This window comes from Bacillus cereus (assembly GCF_002577405.1).
Classification (GTDB): domain Bacteria; phylum Bacillota; class Bacilli; order Bacillales; family Bacillaceae_G; genus Bacillus_A; species Bacillus_A cereus_AU.
On sequence record NZ_NULR01000016.1, the window covers coordinates 51,443 to 74,767 of the forward strand.

The following is a 23,325-nucleotide window of genomic DNA, read 5'->3' on the forward strand; positions in this document are numbered from 1 at the left end:
ACGCATATGTCTGCATGCAACTATCCATAATAACCCATATAAAGTGAAACAAAAAAAGGTGAAAAAGATGTTATTGTTACCGGTTCTGCACTATTAACTTCTCGTGGAATTTATAAAATGTCATTAAATCGTTATGAAAGTACCCTTCTTCTTATGTTGCAAAAGAAAGCAAATACACCAGTTTCTCTTACAATGAAGATCCCCTCTGCTTCAGTTGAAAACAATAGTGATTTAACAGATACAGAAGGCAGCGATTTCGTAACAATAAACGTTCTCAGCATAAATCGCGATATTGGTACAGACTATAGCGATAATCGCTTCAAATTTAATATTAAATTGAATTTTAATATATCCATAGCTGAGATTACATTCAACATGGATATATATAAAGATAAAAAGAAATTAAGCTCACTTATTGCAAAACAACTAAATAAAGATTTAAACGAATTGATCCATAAAATTCAAAAACAGCAACTTGATCCATTCGAATTTGATGATTACGCGAGAGCATTTCAATATAAAGAGTGGAAAAAGGGTGAAGATGATTGGCCTAATGCTTTTTCAAAAGCTAGTGTAAAAATAATACCTACTATCAAAATTTTAGAAAGTGGCATTATTAAATAGGAAAAAACACGCTACCTGGTCTTATACAGGTAGCGTGTTTTCACTTACATTACAAGTATGATTTCAACAGACTATACTCTATTTCTAACATTACTATGTTTTTTTGCATATACAAAATATATAAAAACACCTATTATAATCCATGCCACAAAACTAATTAAAGTAAGCTTAGAAAGGTTCAAAGCTAAATATATACAACTTACTATTGAAACGATAGGTAAAAAGGGTACTAGAGGAGCACGGAATGGCCTTTTCAGATTAGGATGTGTCTTTCTTAATACAATGACAGCTATAGATACAAATACAAACGCTGTTATCGTTCCCATATTCACTAAATTAGCCAATAAATTCAAATCCACTAATCCCGCTAATAAAGCTGCTATAATACCTGCAACCCACGTATTAAAAAATGGAGTTTGTAAACGTTTATGTACACTTGAAAGTCTTTTTGGTAACAACCCATCTCGGCTCATCGAGTAAGATACACGAACAAACGCAAACATAGCTACTAACAGAACTGTTGTTAACCCTGCTATTGCTCCCACCGATAACAAGCCAGCAACTCTATCTTCTCCTACAATACGCAATGCATATGCAACTGGATCAGCAACATTTAACTCCGTAAACGGAACCATTCCAGTTAATACGAATGAAACACCTACATATAGAACGGTACAAATGAACAAGGAAACAAGCAGCCCAATTGGCACGTTACGTTGTGGCCGCTTCACTTCCTCAGCGGCTGTTGCAACTGCATCAAATCCTAAAAAAGCAAAAAATACAGTGGCAGCGCCTCCTACCACACCGTGAAAACCAAACGGTAAAAATGGTTGCCAATTTTCTGGTTTTACATATTGTGTCCCTACAATAATAAACCCTACAATAACGGCCAGTTTAATAATAACCATTATATTATTAATTCGTGCACTTTCTTTTGCACCACGGCTTAATAAAAATGTAACAACTAAAATAATAAGAACTGCGGGTAAATCAATGATTCCACCCTTTCCCATACCAGGTGCCGAAGCAAAGATTGTAGGGATGTGAATATTAAATCCTAGTAGCAATGACTGAAAATACGCTGACCAGCCCGCCGCTACCGCAGAAGTTGCTAATAAGTATTCCAGCATAACGCACCAACCAACTATAAATGCAAAAATCTCACCTAGTGTCATATATGTATATGAATATACACTTCCCGAAACTGGAACTGTAGATGCAAATTCAGCATAACAGAAAGCTACACATGCACATACAATCGCCGCTAATATAAACGATAATACAATCGCTGGGCCAGCATGTTCCGCTGCTACGATACCAGTTAATACGAAAATCCCTGTACCAATTATTGCCCCAATTCCTAAAAGAGTTAGATCGATTGCACCTAAAGTTTGATTCAATACTTTTTTCTTTTCTTCATCCATTGATTTCTTTATTAAAAGACTCATTCATTGAAACCTCTTTTTCAAGTTTATCTATTACTTATCACAATCTTTATTACTGTTCTGTTTAGAAAATAAAAATATACACAATTTACTCCTTTTCTCCTATAGACTTGCACCCCTTAAAACAAACAGAAAAATCAATCTTTTTAGACCGTAGTGAATTCAAAAAGTAATTACTGTGGCAACAAACCACTAAGAATGCTGATTGAATTTATCATACAATTATTTATATTGTCAACAATAAAATCAATTGAACGATATCGGTTAATTATGTATCAAATGTTATTTTTAAACATAATTATTTTCTCAAAAACATTGTTCTTTTCTATTTTCATTTTTTTGTATTGATTTTTATACATTTTCCATTACATATAGTTTAAATAAACTCCTCATAAGCTCGAATGAATTATTATCCAGAAATAATAATTCATTCGAACTTATGCAAACAGTTTAAAACCAACAAAAAAGTGCAGATTTTCATCTGCACTTTTTTTATTCTTCTACTTCAGTTTCTGCAATGCTATTTTCAAGATGCTCCTTCTGAGCTTCTTCTTGTAGCTCAGAAGAAATCATCCCATAATAAATTTCCGGATATAATCCAAATATTTGATATACACTTCCTAAAAACGGCATCGGAATCCCTCTTTTCTAAAGTTGTATTGCCATTTTTAAGGATTCCCTTTTCACTCATTATACATTCGTTTTTGGCGATTCTTCTTCATCGTGAACGTGTAATAAATTTTGCCACTTTTTATACGGTGCACTATTTGGATCCACATACCCTTTCGCATACGAACGATCCCATAATTGTTTAATAAACATTTCTTTTTCTTTCTTTGCAACCATATCGGCACCTGTACCGTAATAGTTTTGGAAGTATAGCTCAATTTCATCAAGGAATAACCTTAATAATTCATCTGACGTTTCTTCTAACGTCGGGTCATATTTCGCTTCACGGTCATACATTAAAATCATATCTAAAATGTTATGAACGTGTTCTTTTCTGAGCCACCTTACATCTTGTGCTCCTAATACGAACGGATGTGTATATAAATGTCCACCTTGTATCATAGCTTTTTCTTGTTCTTCTTCAAATCGTGACAAGATATTTTCATAAATAAACGGATTATGAAGCAATGCTCTGTGTAATTTATAACTTTCGCTTGAAATATTTTTCCCCATCGACTGAATTAAGAAGCTACGTCCAACGCCGTTATATTGATACACAAATTGCCCATCAACAGCAACTAAGCTAATCCAGCGATACATATATGCGTATAGTAACGCCCGATTACATTTATCATAATCTAATTTCGTTTGAGTCGCATTCAAGTCCGGCATAAAGGCTGGTAAGTGCCAATATTTATCTAAATGCGGCGTTAAACTAGATTTTTTACTATTTAATTTGTTCACACGGCGATAATACGATTGGAAGTAGTCACCTTTATCATTCATAAAGCCGTTTGCAATATGCCCAGATGAAAGCTTAGGAAAATCTTGTAGCGATAATCCGTAATGAGCGCGATAACAAATGACCTCAAATGGTGAAAACGCCTCGTTTACCGTATCTTTTTCTTTGAACATTTCTTGCAATAACTCTTCTTGCAACTCTTGTTTTAAAGATGGATGGATGCCCCAATATTGTAATTCTCTATGATGAGAAACTTTCGGAATGAACGGACTTGCTAAATGGAATAGATCTTCAATTTTTTCACGAACGTATTCATCACGGTCACGTTTCTTATAATCCGCTTCTTTTCGTAACGCCTCTACAATATTAAGCTCTAATTTATCACGATAGCGTACTTGTAGTTCGCCATAACAATAGCTCAGTATATGTTCACGGTAGAAATCTTCAACCTTTTTCGACTGAATCTCTTCCGTTTTCGCATCCCTGCAATATTCCCCGTACAAACTCATATAAATTTCCGCAGATATATCTTTCGGTAATACACCTAAATTTAAATGTTGCTGCATATCTTGCCATATCTTTTCTTGTAATTTCTCTTCAGCTAATACATATACATTCGTTGGGTTTGTTTTCCCTTCAAATTCCTTGCTTCGTTTTTGAATTTCAAACAATAAATTTTCACGTGTTTCGTGTAAATTATCAAAAAACCTTTCCCAATATTGAATCATTTTATTAACTGCTTGGTATAACGATTGATACACAAGTTCTAATAACATTTCCTTACGATACTCACTTAATTTGTGTACATATTGCGTTACGATATCTTCAAATTCTTTTTTGAACAACCGTTGCTGATTATTCACCATTTTTCCAAACCAGCCTTGTTGCTGAGCAATTTCAACGCGGCGAACAGCCGTTACCGTTCCATCAATATTACTCACATTAAATTTCTTATCGTAGTTTTGAATTAAATTACGCTTTTGTTCATTATTTTCATGTAACCGATTCATTTTTTCTACTAATTGCTTTCGAATTTCATATAGCATAAAACGTGATGCTACTGGATGAACGGGATCTGTTTTCTTTAAAAACCATGTATTTAATTGATATGACTGTCCCTCAGAACCACTTTGTGAAAAACGGTCTGATTCAATCATGTCATATAAAAGTGTCGTTACATGTTCATGCACACGGCTCGGGATCGCATATGCATATAAACGAACCGCATGATCAACTCTCGCTACTTCCCCTTTCATTTGTTCCATCATTTTCAGTTTTGCAGCCGAAATTTTACACTCGTGCTGCAGACGATTTAATTCCTCATCTTTTTGCACCGTCCGCTGTACATAACTTTCTACAGCCTCTAAAAACAGTTTAGATTTCGCAACTCCAATCTTACCTCCCTCTGCGCCTTCACGTGTTTCATTGTACATTTGTCTATAAAAAATATGAGCTTGTTCTGGGCGGGTAGCAAGATGCTCTAAATCCTCTAAATAACTTTTACCGCGCTCTGGCTTTTCACGCTGCATACCACGTTTTACATCTTGGTCATATCTTTGCTTCTTCTCTTGAAACAGTTGATCTAAATGAAGCCACGATTCATCTAAACCTTGCACAGCCCATTTTAAAGCACAATATTTCAACACATGCTCATACGGATAAATAAGCTTTGCCGTTCCTGCTCCGCAATATCTACCTTTCCCACTCGATTCTGCCAATTGCTGAATTTGATTATCCTCTTGTGCAAAATGACTTGTAGACATTGGACTAAATAACTGTAAATAAATCGTATTTGTCATTTGCTCCATATAATCCGATAAATTGTGTAAATGATGCCCATGTAAATTTTCATAATCGTATAAAAAACAATAATTGTATGGTAAATGGTGCTGTTTAATCGTATGATTCGTTCTTCCATCCTCATCCACTTGATCAGGACGGTATTCTAATTCAATTGTTACACCACCGCGTTTTGATAATTCCCCAGTAGAACCGAGCGTAATAGCGTGCAACTCTTTCAAAGACGCATAGCCATTCGCTTGCACAGTTTCAAATTCTTTCGCACTAACCGTCCTCGTCTTAACTAATACATCCGGCATTAAAAACGCACCACGTATTAAAATGTTATGATGCTGTAATTTTTTTCGAAGCATTTCACGTAAATATAATGCGATTTGTAAAAACATTCCTGAGCCCGTTCCACCAGCCAGTGACGTTACAATAATGACACGTACACCATATTCCGTCTGATCACTCGTAACCGGAAAAATCTTCTCAATTTCTTGCCAAAACGACGTCAGTTTATCCTCTTTCATCGCTGCACGTAACGCTAAACGTGAAATGACACGTAACTGTCCTGCTCCTTCTGTTAACGGTTTATCCAGTATAGTCGGGTCCATCGGAAACCACTCAGGAATCGTTGGATCTCCTGCAATATACTCCCTCGGTGTTTTACTCGAGCTCGTTTGCGTTTTAAACTTCCGAATATGATCAAATTTACTCAATGTATTCACATCTGTATCAAATACGTGCATCGCTACCTTCTTACGGCGCTCTTCTGGTAATTTTTCATATATTTGATGTGTCACAGTACTACCGATTCCACCTAAACCAATTAATATCGTTGGAACTTGTAACGTCATGTGAACCACCTTCCTATTCTTGCTTGTTTAAAATGAAGAGGAAAGAGCGCAAAGAACCCACCGGCCTCTTATCCCTATCCACTATTCACATTCGTACCTGTAATTTTCCTTACCATACCCTCTATCAATTACTAGAAGTTCATTTGGATACAATGTCTTATGCTCCATCCCTACTTCGTCCTCTGTTATAAACATTCCATCAATAATCATCCCAACTACTTGCGATTCTTTCGCTACAAATATAGATTTTGATCCTTTTTTCGCTATTAATGTTACAGATTGCACCGTCCTTCTTTCTGCTCGGAATGGAATGCCAAAATAGTGCTTCCACCATTTATTTTTAAGTAACTCTGGTTCAGATTGGTAAAGCCAATCTTTCGCTACTTCTTGATCCCATTCATAATATAATAATGCTTTTCGGTGAAATCTCGGACGAACAATCCATCCTAAAACGATTATTCCTACTACTAACAGTAATAAAGTGATAGGAATAACAAACTTAAAAATAAGCGCATATTTTTCATAAAATGGTGCATTTTGAATATAGAGTGATATTCTTTTCTTTACTTCTTGTAACTTTGAATCTTGTATAGTGATGGTAGCTTCTACGGTGCCGGTATCTGTAAAATTGAATGTGTCGGAGTAATGTGGACGAGGATAAACATAAATTTGATTACCATGTTGCTTTATTTCATAGTTGATTGATTGTTTAGATGTGACACCAGTAGATTTTAATAGTTTTTTTACAGCCTCTTCTGTCATCGGCTTACCATCTAACTGTGGTTGTAAAATAAACGGTTTACTATCCTCTAAATTTGTTACTTTTTCTTCATAATCTTTCGTAACAGTTTGAAGTGATAATTTTGGCTTTTCAGTTGTTTCAATCTTAAACTCTTTCGTCTGTCTATAAAATCCCTTTATGTTCATATGAACTTTCCCGCGTACTAATCCTTTAGCAAGCTTCGTTTCGTAATAAAACACATGTCTTCTATCGTCCCACTTCATCGGATATTGCTTCCCATCTATTTCTACTTCTGCTTGAAAGTAAGAAGACTGAACTGGTAATTCAGTAGGCTTCGCTTCAATAACAGCTGTCACACCTGTATACATTTTCTCAACATTTGTTCTATCTTTATCATCTTTGTCATACGTAGAAACAGTATAATTAAGCGCCGGTTCAACAAGTACTTGTAATCCTTCTTTCTCAATGTCTTGATCCACTTCTATCGTATATGTTCCTGGCTTAATCACTTCCTGATTCACTGTACTTACATGCACTATATTTCCGAATAATTTAGCTTCTCCTGGTGCATGTATAGAAAAAGCAGACTGCAATTGTAACGGTTTAGAAATTTGCATAACTTTATAATTAGACAAAGACGATGATTGTCGCACAAGCGTCATACGCTTTAACGGGAACGGTGTTGTAATCTCTATTTTCTTCCCTACTACTTTCGTTTTGACAATGGCTTCAACAGAGGAGAATGGATCACGATTAGCAACTAATGCTGCCACTTGATTTACACTTTTTACAATACCATCCTCACCACTAGATGGCATCGTAACACCATTTATCTCTTTCTTCCATATTTCTTTAAACGTATTTAGCTGTTCTTTTTCTTGCTGCCCTAAATCCTCTTCCATCGTAATTAAGACTGGATGTAACGATATCTTTTTTGCATCCATTTCTTTCTTAAACAGTGCTAACTTCTGTGTAATTTGTTCTTTTCCGCCAACCGTATCTTTCTCTAAATCATTAAATGCCCCGTCAGTTAATACAATAAGCCAAAATTCACGTTTCCCATCTATATCTGCTTCCTTTTTTATAGATTGCATCGCCGTTTCTACTGCGCTAAATGGAGTATTTAAATATGTTTTCCATGCTCCAATCCCCTCAATTTCTGTTTGCCTTTTATCCTTCGTTAACGAAATGTTTAATGGATCATTCGGCTTGCTCATTGGAACGTAAGAAAATATATCTTTTTCATCTAATAGCGCAACTAAACTTTGCAAAGCGTAATTGGCATATTTCCAGCGATCGTTATTTCTCATGCTGCCTGAATCATCATATACAAGTGAAACGACCCTTTCCTTTGCCTCCTCTCCTTTTGCAAAAGCTGAAAAAGGTAACCATATAAATAGAAACAACATGAATGTGGCACAAATTCGAATTTTCATGATGAGGCTTCGCCACCTTTGTAGACAAATTCCTATGTTTAAATTTATGAGAGGAAACAAGATATATGACTTGTATTTTAGGACAACTAACACACCATAACTTTGTTATGTAAACATGAAATAACTTAGTAATATTTCTTCTAGCATTTCCCATCCTATTATATAGGAAAAAAAGCCTGTTCAAGCTCTACGCTTAAAACAGACTTTTCCTACTTTTTATATTAAAAACACTTAACAAAAAGTTTGATTAGTGAGGTCTAATAATCAGTGGGGGGATGGCCCCCCCCCACTGATTAAAGTTTCACATATACTTCAACAATTGGATTATCTTTATTATCCGCATGTAAGCGTATATTCTCTTCACTTGCACTATAAATACTAGCTAATAGCATAATCGTTAACACATTAGGAGTCTTCGCATCACTTCCATATTTTCTTTCAAGCGCTTCCTTATATTCAAAATCCAAATCCCCCTGCACATATGTATATACTTCAAAACCATCTTCCAAATTACAAACTACTGTATCAATAATATCCGCTCCTACTTGTTTTTTCATTTCGCCTCGTAATGCTTCTATAAAGTCTTCCCAAGGAACTTCATATGTTTGAAATTGATCTGTAGATTTCATTCCCTTTCCTCCTCATTATATATCCTTTTCATATATTTCCCCTTTCCTATAACAATTATGATAGATAGGACATTCGTACAAGCCGCACTTGTCCCCCTTACATATCGTATTACTGTAATGAGGAAGGAGGAAAGAACATGCATAGACAAAAATGTTATGATACTTGTCAACGTTATTTCGGTAAGGTTGTTCGAATTGAAGATCGGGATGGTCGCATTCATTTAGGCAAAATAATTGATGTGACGAATAATTCTGTATGGATTGAACCGGTGCAACAGCGCTCGTCTTTTGATACAGGATTCGGATACTATGACGCGTATGCAAACGGTGGTTGTGATCTTTGCGGCGGCCTTAGCAGGTGTGATAACTGTGGATTTGGATGCGGTGGCGGCGGATTTGGTGGCTGTGGATGCGGTGGTCGTGGTTGCAATAGTTGTGGCTGGGGTGGCGGCGGTTGTGACTGGGGCGTTGAACTCGGATTTGGCTTTATCTTTGGAATTACTTTAGCTGCATTATTTTTCATTTAACATAATAAAGAGTTGGCTGTTTTTAGCCAACCCTTTTCTCTATTTTTCACATATAAAAATACGGTGCCCTAAAATATGTTGATACATAAGTCTTATATTTTCGTGCTGTACCCATGCATCATATAACTCATTCGGAATATATGATGATACATTCCATTCTGGCTCTTCTATATAGCCAGAGATCGTTTCTGCAATTGTCCCACCGCCAGCAATTGTAATCTTTTCAAAATTTGCTTTCTGAAATAATTGTACCCACTCATTCTCAGTTAATACTTCTTTCATCCCATATAATTGGGCAATTTTGTCCTCTTCATTCTTCTCAATGTGAGTATCAATAATCATTTCAATCACAACAAGTTTACCATTCTTCTGTAATACACGATAACACTCAGATATAACCTTTTCTTTATTCGTGAAAGCGAGTACTGATTCTCCAAGCACAAGTTCATACGAATCATTTAAACACGGTAATTGTTCTACATCACCTGGTATCAATTTTATATTCAAACCATTAAACAACCATCTATCTTTCGCTTTTTGAATCATAATTTCATTCTTTTCAACCGCCGTTACTTTATAACCCAATTCTTTTGTCATGTAAGCGGCTGTTTTCCCTGTGCCGCAACCTATCTCAAGGGCATTCGCTCCATGTCTAAGAGGCAGTTGTGCTAACAATTTTTTTGTTAACGTAAAACCACCTGGATGAGCACTTCCTATTCCGTAATAAGCTAGGAAATCGATGTAAGTATTTCGTTCCATAGGACTCTCCTTCAAGTTTTCTATAATACATATATTCATCCAGAAAAAAATAGTGCATAGAAAAAAGAGCATTTTCAAGTGTTATAATACCTCAACTTGAAAATGCTCTTTTCTTTTATCCCGTAAAAGCTCTATTGATGAAGGCCAAAAATCAGTGGGGATGGTGAAACACATCCCCACTGATTAAAAGTTTCACTTTATTATTTCTCTTCTACATACGCCCATTTGAAACTATATTCCGGACTAATATTATGTTTCACAATTCCCTTTACATTTTGTTTCATAACATATGATTTACCACTTTGATATAAAGGTATGAGCGCTACATCTTCTTCAAGTAACAATTTTTCTGCTTTCCCTAACTCTGTCCAACGTTTTTTTGCATCAGCCATCCATTCCGTCTTACTTTTATTAATAATGTCATCATATTTTGAATTTGAATAGCTCATCTGGTTCTGCGAATTTTTCGTTTCAAACATATCAAGATATGTCATTGGATCCGCATAATCTGGATTCCAGCCGCCATATGAGAAATCATAATCTTGTTCTGATTCTAATTTTAGTTTTTGCTTAAATGGCTGAAGTTTAATATTTACTGTTACACCTTTTAAATTCTTTTCAATTTGATCTTTTACATACTCCCCAACTTTTTTCGCATTACCAGTATCATAATTTAATAGCTCTATTGTCACTTGATCTTTTCCAAGTTCTTTTTTCGCTTCTTCCCAAGCTGCTGCTGCCTTTTTCGAGTCTTGGTTTAAACCATTCTTAAATGTTTCTGCAAAATCTTTACCGTCTGGACCACTTGCTAAACCTTTTGGTACTAAGTAATCCACTGGTTTTGAACCGTCATTTAGAATTACATTCGTTAAACCTTTCTTGTCAATTGATAATGCAATTGCTTCACGTAATTTTTTGCTCTTTAACGGTGTATCTTGCCCACCTCGTTTTTGATTTAAACGTAAGTAAAACGTACTTGTTTCTGAATATGCTCCAAACTCCTCTTTATTGTTTCTATACTTATCAACAAATTCACCTGATAAAAGTGCGAAATCAATTGCACCTGTATCATATAAATTTACTCTAGTAGCCCCTTCTTTTACTACACTATAATTAATTTCATCCAGCTTCACTGTCTTTTTATCCCAATACTGATCATTTTTCTTTAATTTCCATCCTTGCTCATGTTTCCAATCGGTAAGCACAAACGGTCCATTATAAACTGTCGTATCAGACTCTAAACCGTATTTATCTCCTTTTTCTTTTACGAATTTTTCATTTAATGGATAGTAAGACGCGAATGCCATTAAATTCAAGAAATATGGTACTGGTCTTTCTAGTTCAACTTCAAGTGTATAATCATCTACCGCTTTTACACCTAATGTAGAAACTTCTGCTTTCCCTTGATTTATTGCCTCTGCATTTTTAAGATAATATGCAATAAATGCATACTCAGCAGCTGTTTTTGGATCTACTAGACGTTGCCATGCAAATACGAAATCTTTCGCTGTTACAGGATCACCGTTTGACCATTTTGCATCTTTCCGTAATTTGAATGTATATTTTTTGCCATCCTCGCTTGTTGTACTAGATTCTGCCGCAGCTGGAATTGGCTTATTATCTTTATCTAGACGATATAACCCTTCCATCGTGTTTCCTAAAATTTGAGAACCTAACGTATCTGTATTTTTCGAAGTATCCATCGTCGGAATTTCATTCGTTTCTGTACGATTCATTACTTGCTTTGCAGCTAATTTTCCGCCTTCTTTTTCTCCACTTTTCGGCGTTGTGCTTGCCTTATCCTTATCCCCTGATCCAGAGCAAGCTGTTAATGCCATACTCATTACTAGAACTGGTGCTACAACCGCTGTTAATTTTTTCATCTTTTTTCTCTTCATTTTTTTGTACCCTCCCCAATTATATGTACGATATTAACATTTAGAGATTCTCTATTAACTTTCGTTATCAGAAAATTCTTATTAATTAATATTCTACTATTTTTTTAAGTTTTGTAAAGTATTTTTACAAATTTTCTAAATATTTATTTTTTTGTGATAATAACTTACTATTTTACTATTACTACTATATGAATTATCCCCCACCTACTATATGTAAACATACCCATCCTTATTCTTCTCTATTGCTAATTTCTATTTTTTCCTTATCCATATGAAATCTTTTACTATCATTTATCTTTCCACCGTTGCATTCTTTTCTAATATCCTACAGTGAAATTTTAAAAGTGCCCCCGGGGCGTTTCTCAAGAATTCAATAAGCCTTATTCTCCTTATACTAAAAAAAGCATTTCAAAAGCAGCTTAGCCACTTTTGAAATGCTTTCATATTATTTCTTTCCACCATCCTCAGTTACATATGCCCACTTAAAGCTATATTCTGGACTGATGTTATGTTTCACAATTCCTTTTACATTCGGTTTCATTACATATGCTCTTCCTGTTTGATATAAAGGAACTAATCCAGCATCTTCTTCAAGGAATAATTTTTCTGCTTTTCCTAACGTTTCCCAACGCTTCTTCGGATCAGACAATAATTCATTACCTGCTTTTTGAACCATTTCATCGTATTTCGGATTTGAATAACTCATTTGGTTATATGGGCTCTTCGATTCAAACATATCAATAAATGTCATTGGATCCGAATAATCTGGGCTCCAACCCGCAAACGAAACTTCATAATCTTGCGCTGACTCTAATTTTAATTTCTGTTTAAATGGCTGAATTTTCGTATTAACTGTTACACCTTTTAAGTTTTTCTCAATTTGATCTTTAAAATAATCGGCAATCTTTTTCGCAGTTCCATCATCATAGCTTAGTAATTCAATTGTAACTTGATCTTTTCCAAGTTCTTTTTTCGCCTCTTCCCAAGCTGCTGCGCCTTTTTTCGGATCATATTTCAGACCATTTTTAAATGTATCTTGATAATCTTTACCATCCGGTCCTGTCGCAAGCCCTTTTGGAACCAATTGATCCGTTGCTTTTGATCCGTTATTTAAGATAACGTTCGCTAAGCCTTTTTTATCAATTGATAATGCGATTGCTTCACGCAGTTTTTTGCTCTTTAACGGTGTATCTTGTCCGTTACGCTTTTGATTTAAACGTAAGAAGTATGTACTTGCTTCTGAGTACTCACCATACTCCTCTTTGTTCGATTTATATTTATCAACAAATTCTCCTGATAATAGTGTGAAATCAATTGATCCTGTATCATATAAGTTTACTTTCGTCGCAACTTCTTTTACTACACTATAATTAATTTCTTCTAATTTCACAGTCTTATTATCCCAATACTTATCATTTTTCTTCAGCTGCCAGCCTTGCTCATGTTTCCATGAAGACATTACAAATGGCCCGTTATATAATGTTGTATCTGCTTCTAAACCGAATTTATCCCCTTTTTCTTTTACGAACTTTTCATTTAAAGGATAATATGACGGGAATGCTAATAAATTTAAGAAGTACGGTACCGGTTTTTCTAATTCTACTTCTAGCGTATAATCATCTACCGCCTTTGCTCCTAATTCTGTTGCAGGTTTTTCACCTTTATTAATTGCCTCTGCATTTTTAATATAGTAGGCAATAAACGCATATTCTGCAGCTGTGTTTTTATCAAGTAAGCGCTGCCATCCATATACGAAATCTTTCGCTGTTACAGGATCTCCATTTGACCATTTCGCATCTTTACGCAGTTTAAACGTATATTTTTTACCATCTTCGCTTTTCGTACTTGATTCTGCAGCAGCTGGAATAGGTTTATTATCTTTATCAAGACGATATAAACCTTCCATTGTGTTCCCTAAAATTTGTGCCCCTAACGTATCAGTAGATTTAGAAGTGTCCATCGTTGGAATTTCTTGATTTTCTGTACGATTCAATACTTGCTTCGCTGCATATTTAATATCAGATTTTTTTTCTTCCCCACTATTAGATGTAGTAGTCGTTTTCTTTTCTCCACCTGATCCAGAGCATGCTGTCAATGCAACGCTCATCGCTAAAACTGGTACTACAACCGCTGTTAATTTTTTCATCTTTTTTCTCTTCATTTTTGTATCCTCCCCAATTATATGTACAATACCAACCCTTGAGAGACCCTTTGCTAACGATTAATTTTCTGAAAATTATAACTAATATTATTCTACTCTTTTTTTCGCGTTTGTAAATAGTTTTATTTTAAATATTCTGATTTTTATCTTCATAATTTAGTATAATGTATCCCCCATCTACTTATATGTCCGTACTATACGCCTTATTCTTCTCTATTTAACTATACTAAAAAAAGCATTTCAAAGTAGCTCAGCCACTTTAAAATGCTTTTTCAACTCTATTATTTTTCAGTCACATATGCCCACTTAAAGCTAAATTCTGGACTGATATTATGTTTTACTACACCTTTTACATTTGGTTGTGAAACATAAGAATCTCCACGTTGATATAAAGGTACAATCGCTACATCTTCTTCAAGTAATGTTTTTTCAGCTTTCCCTAACTCTTCCCAACGTTTTTTCGCATCACCCATTAATTCAGTTCCAGCTTTTTTCACCATTTCATCATACTTTGGATCTGAGAAGCTCATTTGGTTATGAGAATGCTTAGACTCAAACATATCTAAGAATGTCATTGGATCTGCATAATCTGGATTCCAACCACCATATGAAATATCATATTGTTGCTCACTTTCTAATTTCAGTTTTTGCTTAAATGGTTGAAGTTTAATGTTAACTGTTACACCTTTTAAGTTTTTCTCAATCTGGTCTTTAATATATTCGCCAACTTTTTTCGCATTACCAGTATCGTAGTTTAAGAATTCAATTGTAACTTCATCTTTTCCAAGTTCTTTTTTCGCTTCTTCCCAAGCTGCAGCAGCTTTCTTCGGATCTGGTTTCAAACCATTTTTAAATGTTTCTTGGAAGTCTTTACCGTCCGGTCCAGTCGCTAAGCCTTTTGGTACTAAGAAATCAGCTTCTTTTGATCCATCATTTAAAATTACGTTTGCTAAATTCTTTTTATCAATTGATAGCGCAATTGCTTCACGCATTTTTTTGCTCTTTAGTGGTGTATCTTGTCCATCACGTTTTTGGTTCATACGAATGAAATACGTACTCACTTGTGAATATGTTCCGAATTCATCTTTCTTACCTCTGTATTTATCAACGAACTCTCCATTTAATAATGCAAAGTCAACTTGACCGCTGTCATATAAATTGACTAAAGTCGCAGCCTCTTTAACAACACTAAAGTTAACTTCTTCAAGTTTTACAGTCTTTTTATCCCAATATTGATCATTTTTCTTTAACTGCCATCCTTGTTCATGCTTCCAATCTTTAAGAACGAATGGTCCATTATAAACTGTTGTATCAGACTCTAAACCGAACTTCTCGCCCTTTTCTTTTACGAACTTTTCGTTTAATGGATAGTATGATGGGAATGCTACTAAGTTTAAGAAATACGGTACCGCTTGCTCTAACTCAACTTCAAGCGTAAGATCATCTACCGCCTTTACGCCTAATTCAGTTACAGGTTTTTCTCCTTTATTAACCACTTCTGCATTTTTAATCGGGAATGCGATAAATGCATACTCAGCAGCTGTTTTTGGATCTAATAGACGTTGCCAAGCATATACGAAATCTTTCGCAGTTACTGGATCACCATTTGACCATTTTGCATCTTTACGTAGTTTAAATGTGTATTTTTTGCCATCTTCACTTTTCGTACTAGATTCTGCAGCAGCTGGAATAGGCTTATTATCTTTATCTAGACGATATAACCCTTCCATTGTATTCCCTAGCATTTGTGAAGATACTGTATCTGTTGATTTTGAAGAATCCATCGTTGGAATCTCTTGTGTTACTGTTCGATTCAACACTTGTTTCGCTGCTAGTTTTTCTCCTGACTTACTATCTCCACTAGAGCTAGAATCCGTGCTTGCTTTCTTATCTCCACCTGATGTAGAACATGCTGTTAACGCCATGCTCATTGCTAAAACTGGTGCTACAACTGCTGTTAGTTTTTTCATTTGTTTCTTTTTCATTTTCTGTACCCTCCCTAATTCAAAACGATATCTATTAAAGAATTTTCTGATAATTCTGTTTTTCTTTATATATTTATCAGACGATTCTTACTACTTCCTATTCTACTAATTTTTCGAATTTTGTAAAGTGTTATTATTGAAAATTTTTAAAAAATTATTTTTTTACAGTAATATTCATAAAAATTCCATATAATATTCACTTTCTATTTCCCATTCATAAAAATGTACTATTTTGATAGTATTTATTATATTTATAGATTAAATCTCTATGAGTTATTGTTAATAAATAATGTATATTTTTAGAAACTCCATTCATACAAAAATAAAAAAGTCAGCAATGCTGACTTTTTATCCGGCCATTTTCTCTCTTTTCATTTGTTCTACTACTCTCGTATATTTCTCATCGTTGAATTCATTTTCACTTTTTGCAACAACTACAGTTGCAACACCATTACCAATTAAATTAACGATTGCTCTTGCCTCTGACATGAAACGATCAACACCAAGTAAAAGCGCTAACCCTTCTAACGGGATAACATTCAATGCAGATAAAGTAGACGCTAATACGATAAATCCTCCACCTGTTACCGCTGCTGCTCCTTTCGATGTAACTAACAAAATAGCTATTATAGTTAATTGTTGACCTAGTGAAAGATCAATATGAAAAACTTGCGCTAAAAATATAGTTGCCATCGATAAATAAATTGACGTTCCATCTAAGTTAAAAGAGTAACCCGTTGGAATAACTAAGCCCACTACTGGCTTTGAACACCCGAAGTCTTCCATCTTTGTCATCATACGCGGCAGTACAGATTCCGATGATGATGTCCCAAGAACAATGAGTAATTCTTCTTTAATATGCACTAAATATTTCCACAAGCTAAATTTATAAAGTTTACAAATAAAATTTAAGACGATAAAAACAAATAATGCCATTGTTGCATATACACAAATCATTAATTTACCTAGTGGTATTAAAGTACTTATACCATATTTCCCAATTGTAAAAGCCATTCCCCCAAAAGCTCCAACTGGTGCCAATTTCATAACAATTGATAATATGTTAAAGAACACTTTCGACAATCTATCAAAAAAATCGATAACAGGTTGTCCGTTTTTTCCAAGCATCGTTAAACCTGCGCCAAATAAAATGGAGAAGAATAATACTTGTAATATATCACCTTTTGCAAATGCCTCGAACATGTTGGAAGGCACAATATGTAAAAAGAAGTCCATCCATTGCATTTCTTGCCCACTTTGGACATATTGCGAAACATCTCCACCCTTTAATTTTGAAGGATCTAATCCATCTCCAGGACGTACGACATTCGCTACGATAATACCAATGATAAGAGCAAAAGTTGTAACAATCTCAAAATACAATAATGCTTTCCCACCAACACGTCCTACCTTTTTCATACTTCCCATACTTGCAATACCAAGCACAATTGTTAAAAAGATAATTGGTGCAATGACCATTTTAATCATATTAATAAACGTCTCACCAATTGGTTGCATTTGTTGTCCGACACTAGGCCAAATCGCTCCTACTGCAATACCACAAATAATTGCCACAATAACTTGAAATGTTAAATTCTTTACAATCCTCATTTTTAAATACTCCCCTGTTTTTTCATTTCTCCCATACAATTTCAATCAATGACAATCATATATTTTATGTAATAGCCTCCTTGCTAATTAAGTTGAACCCCCTTATTACGTTACACTATTATACATAATTTTAAAATAGTATATAACAATCAATCATAAAAGATATACTATTAAACAAAAAAGTCCACCTTTTCGGTGGACTTTCTACTTTATAATGGTAAATCTCTCTTCCTAAATACCACAATTGCTAGTATAAAGATACAGAGTGCTCCAACAGTTAAACCTATACTTACTGGCCATATATTATACGTTCCATCAGCAATTTCTTTCGGACGAAACAGCGTAAATAATGAGAGACTTCTCATCCACTCTAACTTATCGCTTAATTTGCCTACCATATCTAATACGAAAAATAAAATTGTTAAACTTGCTGAATAACTCAGTGCCTTTCTTTCATCATTACATATACAAGAAAAGAAAAATGAATATGCACTAACTACTAAAAATATGAGCCCACCGACTGCATTTATTTTTAAAAATAATTCTTTATTTAAGTTATTATCTTTCAAAAACCATTCTGCACCTACTATACCCGCTACATACGTAACAAATATAATAATTAGCAGCCCCAATATGAGAACAGCAGCTTGCGTAATGGCAATTCTCACTCTAGATATAGGCGTCGCTAACAAGTATGCCATCGCTCCTTTATCTACATGACGAGCAATTAAATGCGTTGCAACTGTTACGCAAAAAATCGTTAAAATGATAATGAACAATAGGCTATAGTATTCACCAGCTAAAAAATCCATTACGTTTTGAATCGGACTTTCCATGCCAACAATTTTTTTCACACTATCAGGCATAGCACTTATTAATTCATTTAACCCTTTCGCTGATACCATTGAAGGGAATATCCAAATTAACAACCATAAATAAAGAGCTGCACCCGTTGCATAACTAAAAATACTTTTTTGCGTTTCTTTCAAACTAGCTAAAAACAATTGCTTATTCATGCTTTACCCCTTCTTTCTTATCGTAATAATGCATAAATAAATGTTCTAAATCAGTTGCTCTCGTTTGAAGTGCCGTTACATTATAGTTTGAAAGTATTTGTAAAACAGTTTGATAGTTTCCTTGTACAATTATCGACGCTTCTCTACCTTTCACCGCTTCAAATTGCAAATCACATTGTGTAAGAGATTCAATCTCTTCCTCTGATGATACGGTTACATCTATCACCTGTCGTCTCATTCCTTGTAAATCATGAATATTTTCAACCGTTACAAGGCGACCATCTTTAATAATCGCTACTCGATCACACGTACGCTCAATTTCAGTGAAAATATGCGACGACATAAGGATTGTTTTTCCTCTTTGCTTTTCCTCTAATATTAAATCTATAAACACTTGTTGCATAAGTGGATCAAGTCCTGATGTCGGTTCGTCTAAAATTAACACTTCTGGATCGTGCATAAATGCAGCGACTATCCCTACTTTTTGCTTCATTCCTTTAGACATTTTTCGAATCGGTATATTCACATCAAATTGCAGACGTTCTATGAGTTCATCTCTTCTTTTCGTATCCTTTAGCCCGCGCATTCCTTGCATTAACTTTAAAAATCCTAATCCATTCATTCCTTCAATAAAAGCAATTTCTCCTGGTAGATAGCCAACTTCTCTTTGAATTTTTGCAGCATCATCCCAGCAATCTAATCCAAAAATTGATGATTTCCCAGTTGTCGGTTTTATAAATCCCATTAAATTACGAATCGTTGTAGATTTCCCAGCACCATTCGGTCCTAAGTAACCGAATACTTCCCCTTCTTTTACATCAAATGTAATATGAAACAAACCTTTCCCATTCGAAAACTTTTTTGTGACATTTTGAACTGAAATCATAAGTCCACCTCATTTTTTGAAATATTTAATATATGATATTTCAAAATTATTGTACTCCTCATCTTTCATATTCGCAACAACTTTTTGAAATATTTATATGTCCATATTTCAAAAATATTGTTTTCACCCACATTTTCTTGTATATTTTAATTGAGGTGATTGCATTGAACGGCTTTGAAAAAGTGAAAGAAAAGAAAAAACGCGCAATTAAAGAGGCCGCTTTCGTATTATTTTCAGAACGTGGATTTAATGATGTGAAAATAGAACATATCGCAAAAGAAGCAAACGTTTCTCAAGTTACAATTTATAATCATTTCGGAAGTAAAGATGCGTTATTTAGAGAACTTATACAAGAATTTATCATATCTGAATTTCAATATTATAAAGAGCTTGCTGAAGAAAAATTACCTTTCCATGATATGATGCAAAAAATGATTGTAAGAAAAATGAATACTGGCGGATTATTTCAGCCTGATATGTTACTACAAATGATGCAAAGGGACGAGATTCTCCGAGAGTTTATTTATAAGTATCAAAATGAAAAAATTCTGCCATGGTATTTAGAAATATTAGAACGAGCACAGCAAAAAAATGAAATTAACCCCCACCTTACTAAAGAAATGATGTTACTGTACATTCAAATGTTCACTAAATTAGGTGATGATTTTGGGGCACAGCTTCTTGAAGGAGATCGTGAAAAACATATACAAGATATCGTTACGATGTTCTTTTATGGACTGTCCGTCCCAGAAAAATAATTTTTCTAAAGAACAAATAAAATCACCAAAAAGCCCTTTGGATATTTAAATCTCAAGGGCTTTTTCATATCAAAAAAATGACTAAAACTAACTTTATCTTAAAGAAGTTAAATGCTGCTTTATAGATAATACCTTATTATAGATTAACTCTTTTAGTATGACAGGCTGAATGGAGATAATCGTTTCTCCGAAATTCAGAAAATAGTTCGAGATAAAATCAACTTCTTGTTTATTAAAATAGCCTGTTATAATGTAATTTTCATTTTCTTTTTGTATCTTCATGGAAGGATAATTCTCTTTATCAAAAATGTCTTTTCCTTTTTGATTAACAATAACACTAAAATCAATCGCATCAGGCTTTCTATGAAAAGTAGTAAGATAACTTAGTAATTCTTCAAGCTTTTTGGGATTAACATTGCTGGTTTCCACAATAGAAAGAATTTTATCGCATCTAATTATTTGAACATTATTTGTCTCAAAATTAAAAATTTTAGCATACCACTGACCAAATTTAGATTCGATTCGAATAAATTGGGCGACCAATACTTTCTCCTCATCTTTTTTTAAATATTTTAAATGATAAACTCGCTCAGCAAAAATCCCCTGTAAAATTTCTTTTAAGAACGGACTAAAATTACTATGATTTGTTACTTCAAAAGAAAGTGTTCGTTCCATAATTGAAATATTTTTACGCACATTATCAGGTAATACATGTTTAAATTTATTTTCAAGCGCAATACTTTCTATATTGAATGGTTTTGTCTTGTATCCATTTAATGTAAGAATCGAGAAGTATAACGCATACATTTCATCCACACTAAAATAAATTGGCGATAATACACTATTTTCTATAATTTTATAACTTCCATTTCTACCTAGTTCAGAATATATTGGTACCCCTATTTCTTCCAATGATTGAATATCTCGCAACGCGGTACTTTTAGAAATATCATATCTAGTCATTAAATCTTTTAAATTAAAATATCTTTTGTTATTTAAGAAAATAAGCATATCATTTATTCGTTCCGTTTTTTTCATATTTCCCTCCCCAAAAAGGTGTCATGTATTGAAACCTTTTTAGTCTATATTATAATTATTAACTAATAAGGGAGTTATAAATGTATGACATTAGAAATAGCTATTTTTCTTTCAATGAATGGGCAAGCAAAGGAGGTAATTAATTTTTATACACGTAATTTAGAGGCCAAGAAGCTAATGATTGTTACGTATGAAGAACTGGCCAAAAGAGATAGTTCTTTTAAAATTACAAGTGAAAATAAAGAACATATTGCTCACTCTGTTTTACAAATTGGGAATACAAAGCTAATGATAGCAGAAGATACAATGAAGCCTAATGAACGTTATAACGTTGGAAATAACATGTCACTTTGCATTCAAAGTGCTAATTTAGAAGAAATACAAAGATTTTATAATAATTTAATTTCCGATACGCATGTAAAAATAATCTCTCCGCTAGAAAAAAATATATTTAGTGAAGCATATGGTATTATTGAAGATCCTTACGGCATACAAATCCAGTTAATGTATGACAAACGATTAAACTAAATAGTTAGCAACATTCCTAATAAAAAAGACACGAAATTCGTGTCTTTTTTATTTCACAGAAATGACTCTTCCCGTTTCACTACTTTCAATCGCCAACTGAATCAGTTTAATTACATCTAAACCTTCTTGTGCTGTTACAGGTGGTTTCTCACCATTTACAATGCTATCCCTTACACCTTTATAGTACATGTCATAACAGCCTACTTCTGTCGGAATACGCTCTAGCTTTTCTTCCGTATCTAAAGTAGCAAAATTCTCTTCATTATCTGTCCCATAATCATTGTCGCCCGGCTTCATTCCATTTTTCAACTGCTCTTCTTGTGAATCCATACCATATTTCACGATAGAACCTTTGTCTCCATGTAATGTAAAATGTGGTCCAGCTTGTTTCACGTAACTGCTACTATGTAAAATGACACGCTTAACTCCGTAGTGAAGTACAACATGGAAGTAGTCATCAATCTCTGCTCCTGGTCGTTGCTTTATTACATCTGCACTAATTGCATCTGGTTTCCCGAATAATGATAATGCTTGATCAATTAAATGTGATCCTAAATCATATAATATTCCTGAACCTGGCAAGTTCTTTTCTCTCCAGCGATCACGTACATGTGGACGGAAACGATCAAAATGCGCTTCATATCCGTATACATTTCCTACTCTATTTTCTTCTAACAATTTCTTAATTGTTAAGAAATCATTATCAAAACGACGATTATGATATACACTTAACATCACATTATGTTGCTCTGCTAATGAGATAAGTTCTTCCCCTTCTTCAATTGAAACAACAAATGGTTTTTCAACAACAACATGCTTACCATGTAAAATCGCTTCTTTTACATATGGAAAATGAGTTGTGTTTGGTGAAGTAATGACGACTAAATCCACATCATCTCGCTTCACTAATTCCTCAATTGTACTAACAACGTTAGCGTTTGGTAATGTTTCTTTTACCACCTCTTCTTTTGAGGATAGTACTGCACGAATATCATATTCTTCTATCGTTTGTAATAATGGGATATGAAATGTTGTACTAGAAAAACCAAATCCAACAATCCCTACACCTATTTTTTTCATGTTGTCCCTCCATTTGTCCCGCTTTAACGGGCAGTAAGATTCCTAACTCAAAATTCAGCGAAAGCTAAAAAATTAGGTGAGGAATCAACTGCTCGTAAAAGCCCGATTGGTTCAACTAATAATCAGTGGGGATAAAGAAAATCCCCACT

17 protein-coding genes and 1 pseudogene are annotated in these 23,325 nt (G+C 34.2%); 4 read left to right on the forward strand and 14 right to left on the reverse strand.

From position 1 onward, the window contains the following. Positions 1–42: 42 nt before the first annotated feature. A pseudogene (locus tag COC96_RS20190) lies at positions 43–624 on the forward strand (Ger(x)C family spore germination C-terminal domain-containing protein); the annotation flags it as partial. Between the two features lie 71 nt (positions 625–695). On the opposite strand, the gene COC96_RS20195 reads toward COC96_RS20190, so the two are convergent. From COC96_RS20195 to COC96_RS20215, 5 genes are all read right to left on the reverse strand, one after another. Beyond that, entirely contained in the window at positions 696–2,072 is a 1,377-nt protein-coding gene (locus tag COC96_RS20195) for an amino acid permease (RefSeq protein ID WP_098769251.1), read from the reverse strand. 489 nt (positions 2,073–2,561) lie between these two features. Further along, complete coding sequence (locus tag COC96_RS20200; RefSeq protein ID WP_098267065.1) at positions 2,562–2,702, reverse strand: phosphonate ABC transporter permease; 141 nt, start codon at positions 2,700–2,702, stop codon at positions 2,562–2,564. A gap of 57 nt (positions 2,703–2,759) precedes the next feature. Next, a complete protein-coding gene (locus COC96_RS20205) occupies positions 2,760–6,122 on the reverse strand; it encodes a tubulin-like doman-containing protein (RefSeq protein WP_098769252.1) in 3,363 nt (1,120 codons plus the stop codon). A gap of 81 nt (positions 6,123–6,203) precedes the next feature. Beyond that, entirely contained in the window at positions 6,204–8,300 is a 2,097-nt protein-coding gene (locus tag COC96_RS20210) for a vWA domain-containing protein (RefSeq protein ID WP_098769253.1), read from the reverse strand. Between the two features lie 293 nt (positions 8,301–8,593). Beyond that, positions 8,594–8,929 carry a hypothetical protein gene (locus tag COC96_RS20215; protein ID WP_098769254.1) on the reverse strand — a complete coding sequence of 112 codons (336 nt, stop codon included), beginning with the start codon at positions 8,927–8,929 and terminating at the stop codon, positions 8,594–8,596. A 137-nt stretch (positions 8,930–9,066) separates the two neighbouring features. On the opposite strand from COC96_RS20215, the gene COC96_RS20220 reads away from it, so the two are divergent. Continuing rightward, positions 9,067–9,456 carry a hypothetical protein gene (locus COC96_RS20220; RefSeq protein WP_098267051.1) on the forward strand — a complete coding sequence of 130 codons (390 nt, stop codon included), beginning with the start codon at positions 9,067–9,069 and terminating at the stop codon, positions 9,454–9,456. Positions 9,457–9,495: 39 nt separating this feature from the next. Here the strand turns inward: COC96_RS20220 and COC96_RS20225 are convergent, their stop codons facing one another. The 7 genes from COC96_RS20225 to COC96_RS20255 all read right to left on the reverse strand — a co-directional run bounded on the left by COC96_RS20225 (position 9,496) and on the right by COC96_RS20255 (position 19,772). After that, positions 9,496–10,215: a class I SAM-dependent methyltransferase gene (locus tag COC96_RS20225; RefSeq protein WP_098267050.1), complete on the reverse strand. Its 720-nt coding sequence runs from the start codon at positions 10,213–10,215 to the stop codon at positions 9,496–9,498. Between the two features lie 200 nt (positions 10,216–10,415). Next, positions 10,416–12,113, reverse strand: coding sequence for a peptide ABC transporter substrate-binding protein (locus COC96_RS20230; protein ID WP_098267049.1), 1,698 nt, complete (start codon positions 12,111–12,113; stop codon positions 10,416–10,418). 445 nt (positions 12,114–12,558) lie between these two features. Continuing rightward, on the reverse strand, positions 12,559–14,274 hold the full coding sequence (locus COC96_RS20235) for a peptide ABC transporter substrate-binding protein (protein ID WP_142319441.1): 1,716 nt from the start codon (positions 14,272–14,274) through the stop codon (positions 12,559–12,561). A gap of 281 nt (positions 14,275–14,555) precedes the next feature. Then, positions 14,556–16,259 (reverse strand): peptide ABC transporter substrate-binding protein, encoded by a 1,704-nt coding sequence (locus tag COC96_RS20240; protein ID WP_098267048.1) that lies wholly within the window; start codon positions 16,257–16,259, stop codon positions 14,556–14,558. 348 nt (positions 16,260–16,607) lie between these two features. After that, positions 16,608–17,870 (reverse strand): dicarboxylate/amino acid:cation symporter, encoded by a 1,263-nt coding sequence (locus tag COC96_RS20245; RefSeq protein WP_098267145.1) that lies wholly within the window; start codon positions 17,868–17,870, stop codon positions 16,608–16,610. A gap of 209 nt (positions 17,871–18,079) precedes the next feature. After that, the gene (locus COC96_RS20250) at positions 18,080–18,886 is read right to left on the reverse strand and encodes an ABC transporter permease subunit (protein ID WP_098769255.1); all 807 of its coding nucleotides are present in this window, start codon (positions 18,884–18,886) and stop codon (positions 18,080–18,082) included. Next, a complete protein-coding gene (locus tag COC96_RS20255; RefSeq protein ID WP_098267046.1) occupies positions 18,879–19,772 on the reverse strand; it encodes an ABC transporter ATP-binding protein in 894 nt (297 codons plus the stop codon). Before COC96_RS20255 ends, COC96_RS20250 begins: the two co-directional genes overlap by 8 nt. 155 nt (positions 19,773–19,927) lie before the next feature. Here COC96_RS20255 and COC96_RS20260 point away from each other — a divergent pair, with 155 nt between their 5' ends. Continuing rightward, on the forward strand, positions 19,928–20,530 hold the full coding sequence (locus tag COC96_RS20260; protein ID WP_180234965.1) for a TetR/AcrR family transcriptional regulator: 603 nt from the start codon (positions 19,928–19,930) through the stop codon (positions 20,528–20,530). Positions 20,531–20,623: 93 nt separating this feature from the next. On the opposite strand, the gene COC96_RS20265 is transcribed toward COC96_RS20260, so the two are convergent. Then, positions 20,624–21,568 (reverse strand): helix-turn-helix transcriptional regulator, encoded by a 945-nt coding sequence (locus COC96_RS20265; protein WP_098267044.1) that lies wholly within the window; start codon positions 21,566–21,568, stop codon positions 20,624–20,626. Positions 21,569–21,652: 84 nt separating this feature from the next. On the opposite strand from COC96_RS20265, the gene COC96_RS20270 reads away from it, so the two are divergent. Beyond that, positions 21,653–22,096, forward strand: a complete 444-nt coding sequence (locus tag COC96_RS20270; RefSeq protein WP_098769257.1) for a VOC family protein — start codon at positions 21,653–21,655, stop codon at positions 22,094–22,096. 48 nt (positions 22,097–22,144) lie between these two features. Here COC96_RS20270 and COC96_RS20275 read toward each other — a convergent pair whose 3' ends face one another. Next, complete coding sequence (locus COC96_RS20275; RefSeq protein WP_098769258.1) at positions 22,145–23,176, reverse strand: oxidoreductase; 1,032 nt, start codon at positions 23,174–23,176, stop codon at positions 22,145–22,147. Between the last annotated feature and the right edge of the window lie 149 nt (positions 23,177–23,325).

Coding starts and splice junctions, on each gene's coding strand:
- COC96_RS20220 (WP_098267051.1), top strand. CDS start 9,067: ATGCATAGACAAAAATGTTATGATACTTGTCAACGTTATTTCGGTAAG.
- COC96_RS20270 (WP_098769257.1), top strand. CDS start 21,653: ATGACATTAGAAATAGCTATTTTTCTTTCAATGAATGGGCAAGCAAAG.
- COC96_RS20215 (WP_098769254.1), bottom strand. CDS start 8,929: ATGAAATCTACAGATCAATTTCAAACATATGAAGTTCCTTGGGAAGAC.
- COC96_RS20265 (WP_098267044.1), bottom strand. CDS start 21,568: ATGAAAAAAACGGAACGAATAAATGATATGCTTATTTTCTTAAATAAC.
- COC96_RS20245 (WP_098267145.1), bottom strand. CDS start 17,870: ATGAGGATTGTAAAGAATTTAACATTTCAAGTTATTGTGGCAATTATT.
- COC96_RS20210 (WP_098769253.1), bottom strand. CDS start 8,300: ATGAAAATTCGAATTTGTGCCACATTCATGTTGTTTCTATTTATATGG.
- COC96_RS20225 (WP_098267050.1), bottom strand. CDS start 10,215: ATGGAACGAAATACTTACATCGATTTCCTAGCTTATTACGGAATAGGA.
- COC96_RS20255 (WP_098267046.1), bottom strand. CDS start 19,772: ATGATTTCAGTTCAAAATGTCACAAAAAAGTTTTCGAATGGGAAAGGT.
- COC96_RS20275 (WP_098769258.1), bottom strand. CDS start 23,176: ATGAAAAAAATAGGTGTAGGGATTGTTGGATTTGGTTTTTCTAGTACA.
- COC96_RS20200 (WP_098267065.1), bottom strand. CDS start 2,702: ATGCCGTTTTTAGGAAGTGTATATCAAATATTTGGATTATATCCGGAA.
- COC96_RS20235 (WP_142319441.1), bottom strand. CDS start 14,274: ATGAAGAGAAAAAAGATGAAAAAATTAACAGCGGTTGTAGTACCAGTT.
- COC96_RS20205 (WP_098769252.1), bottom strand. CDS start 6,122: ATGACGTTACAAGTTCCAACGATATTAATTGGTTTAGGTGGAATCGGT.
- COC96_RS20250 (WP_098769255.1), bottom strand. CDS start 18,886: ATGAATAAGCAATTGTTTTTAGCTAGTTTGAAAGAAACGCAAAAAAGT.
- COC96_RS20230 (WP_098267049.1), bottom strand. CDS start 12,113: ATGAAGAGAAAAAAGATGAAAAAATTAACAGCGGTTGTAGCACCAGTT.
- COC96_RS20240 (WP_098267048.1), bottom strand. CDS start 16,259: ATGAAAAAGAAACAAATGAAAAAACTAACAGCAGTTGTAGCACCAGTT.
- COC96_RS20195 (WP_098769251.1), bottom strand. CDS start 2,072: ATGAGTCTTTTAATAAAGAAATCAATGGATGAAGAAAAGAAAAAAGTA.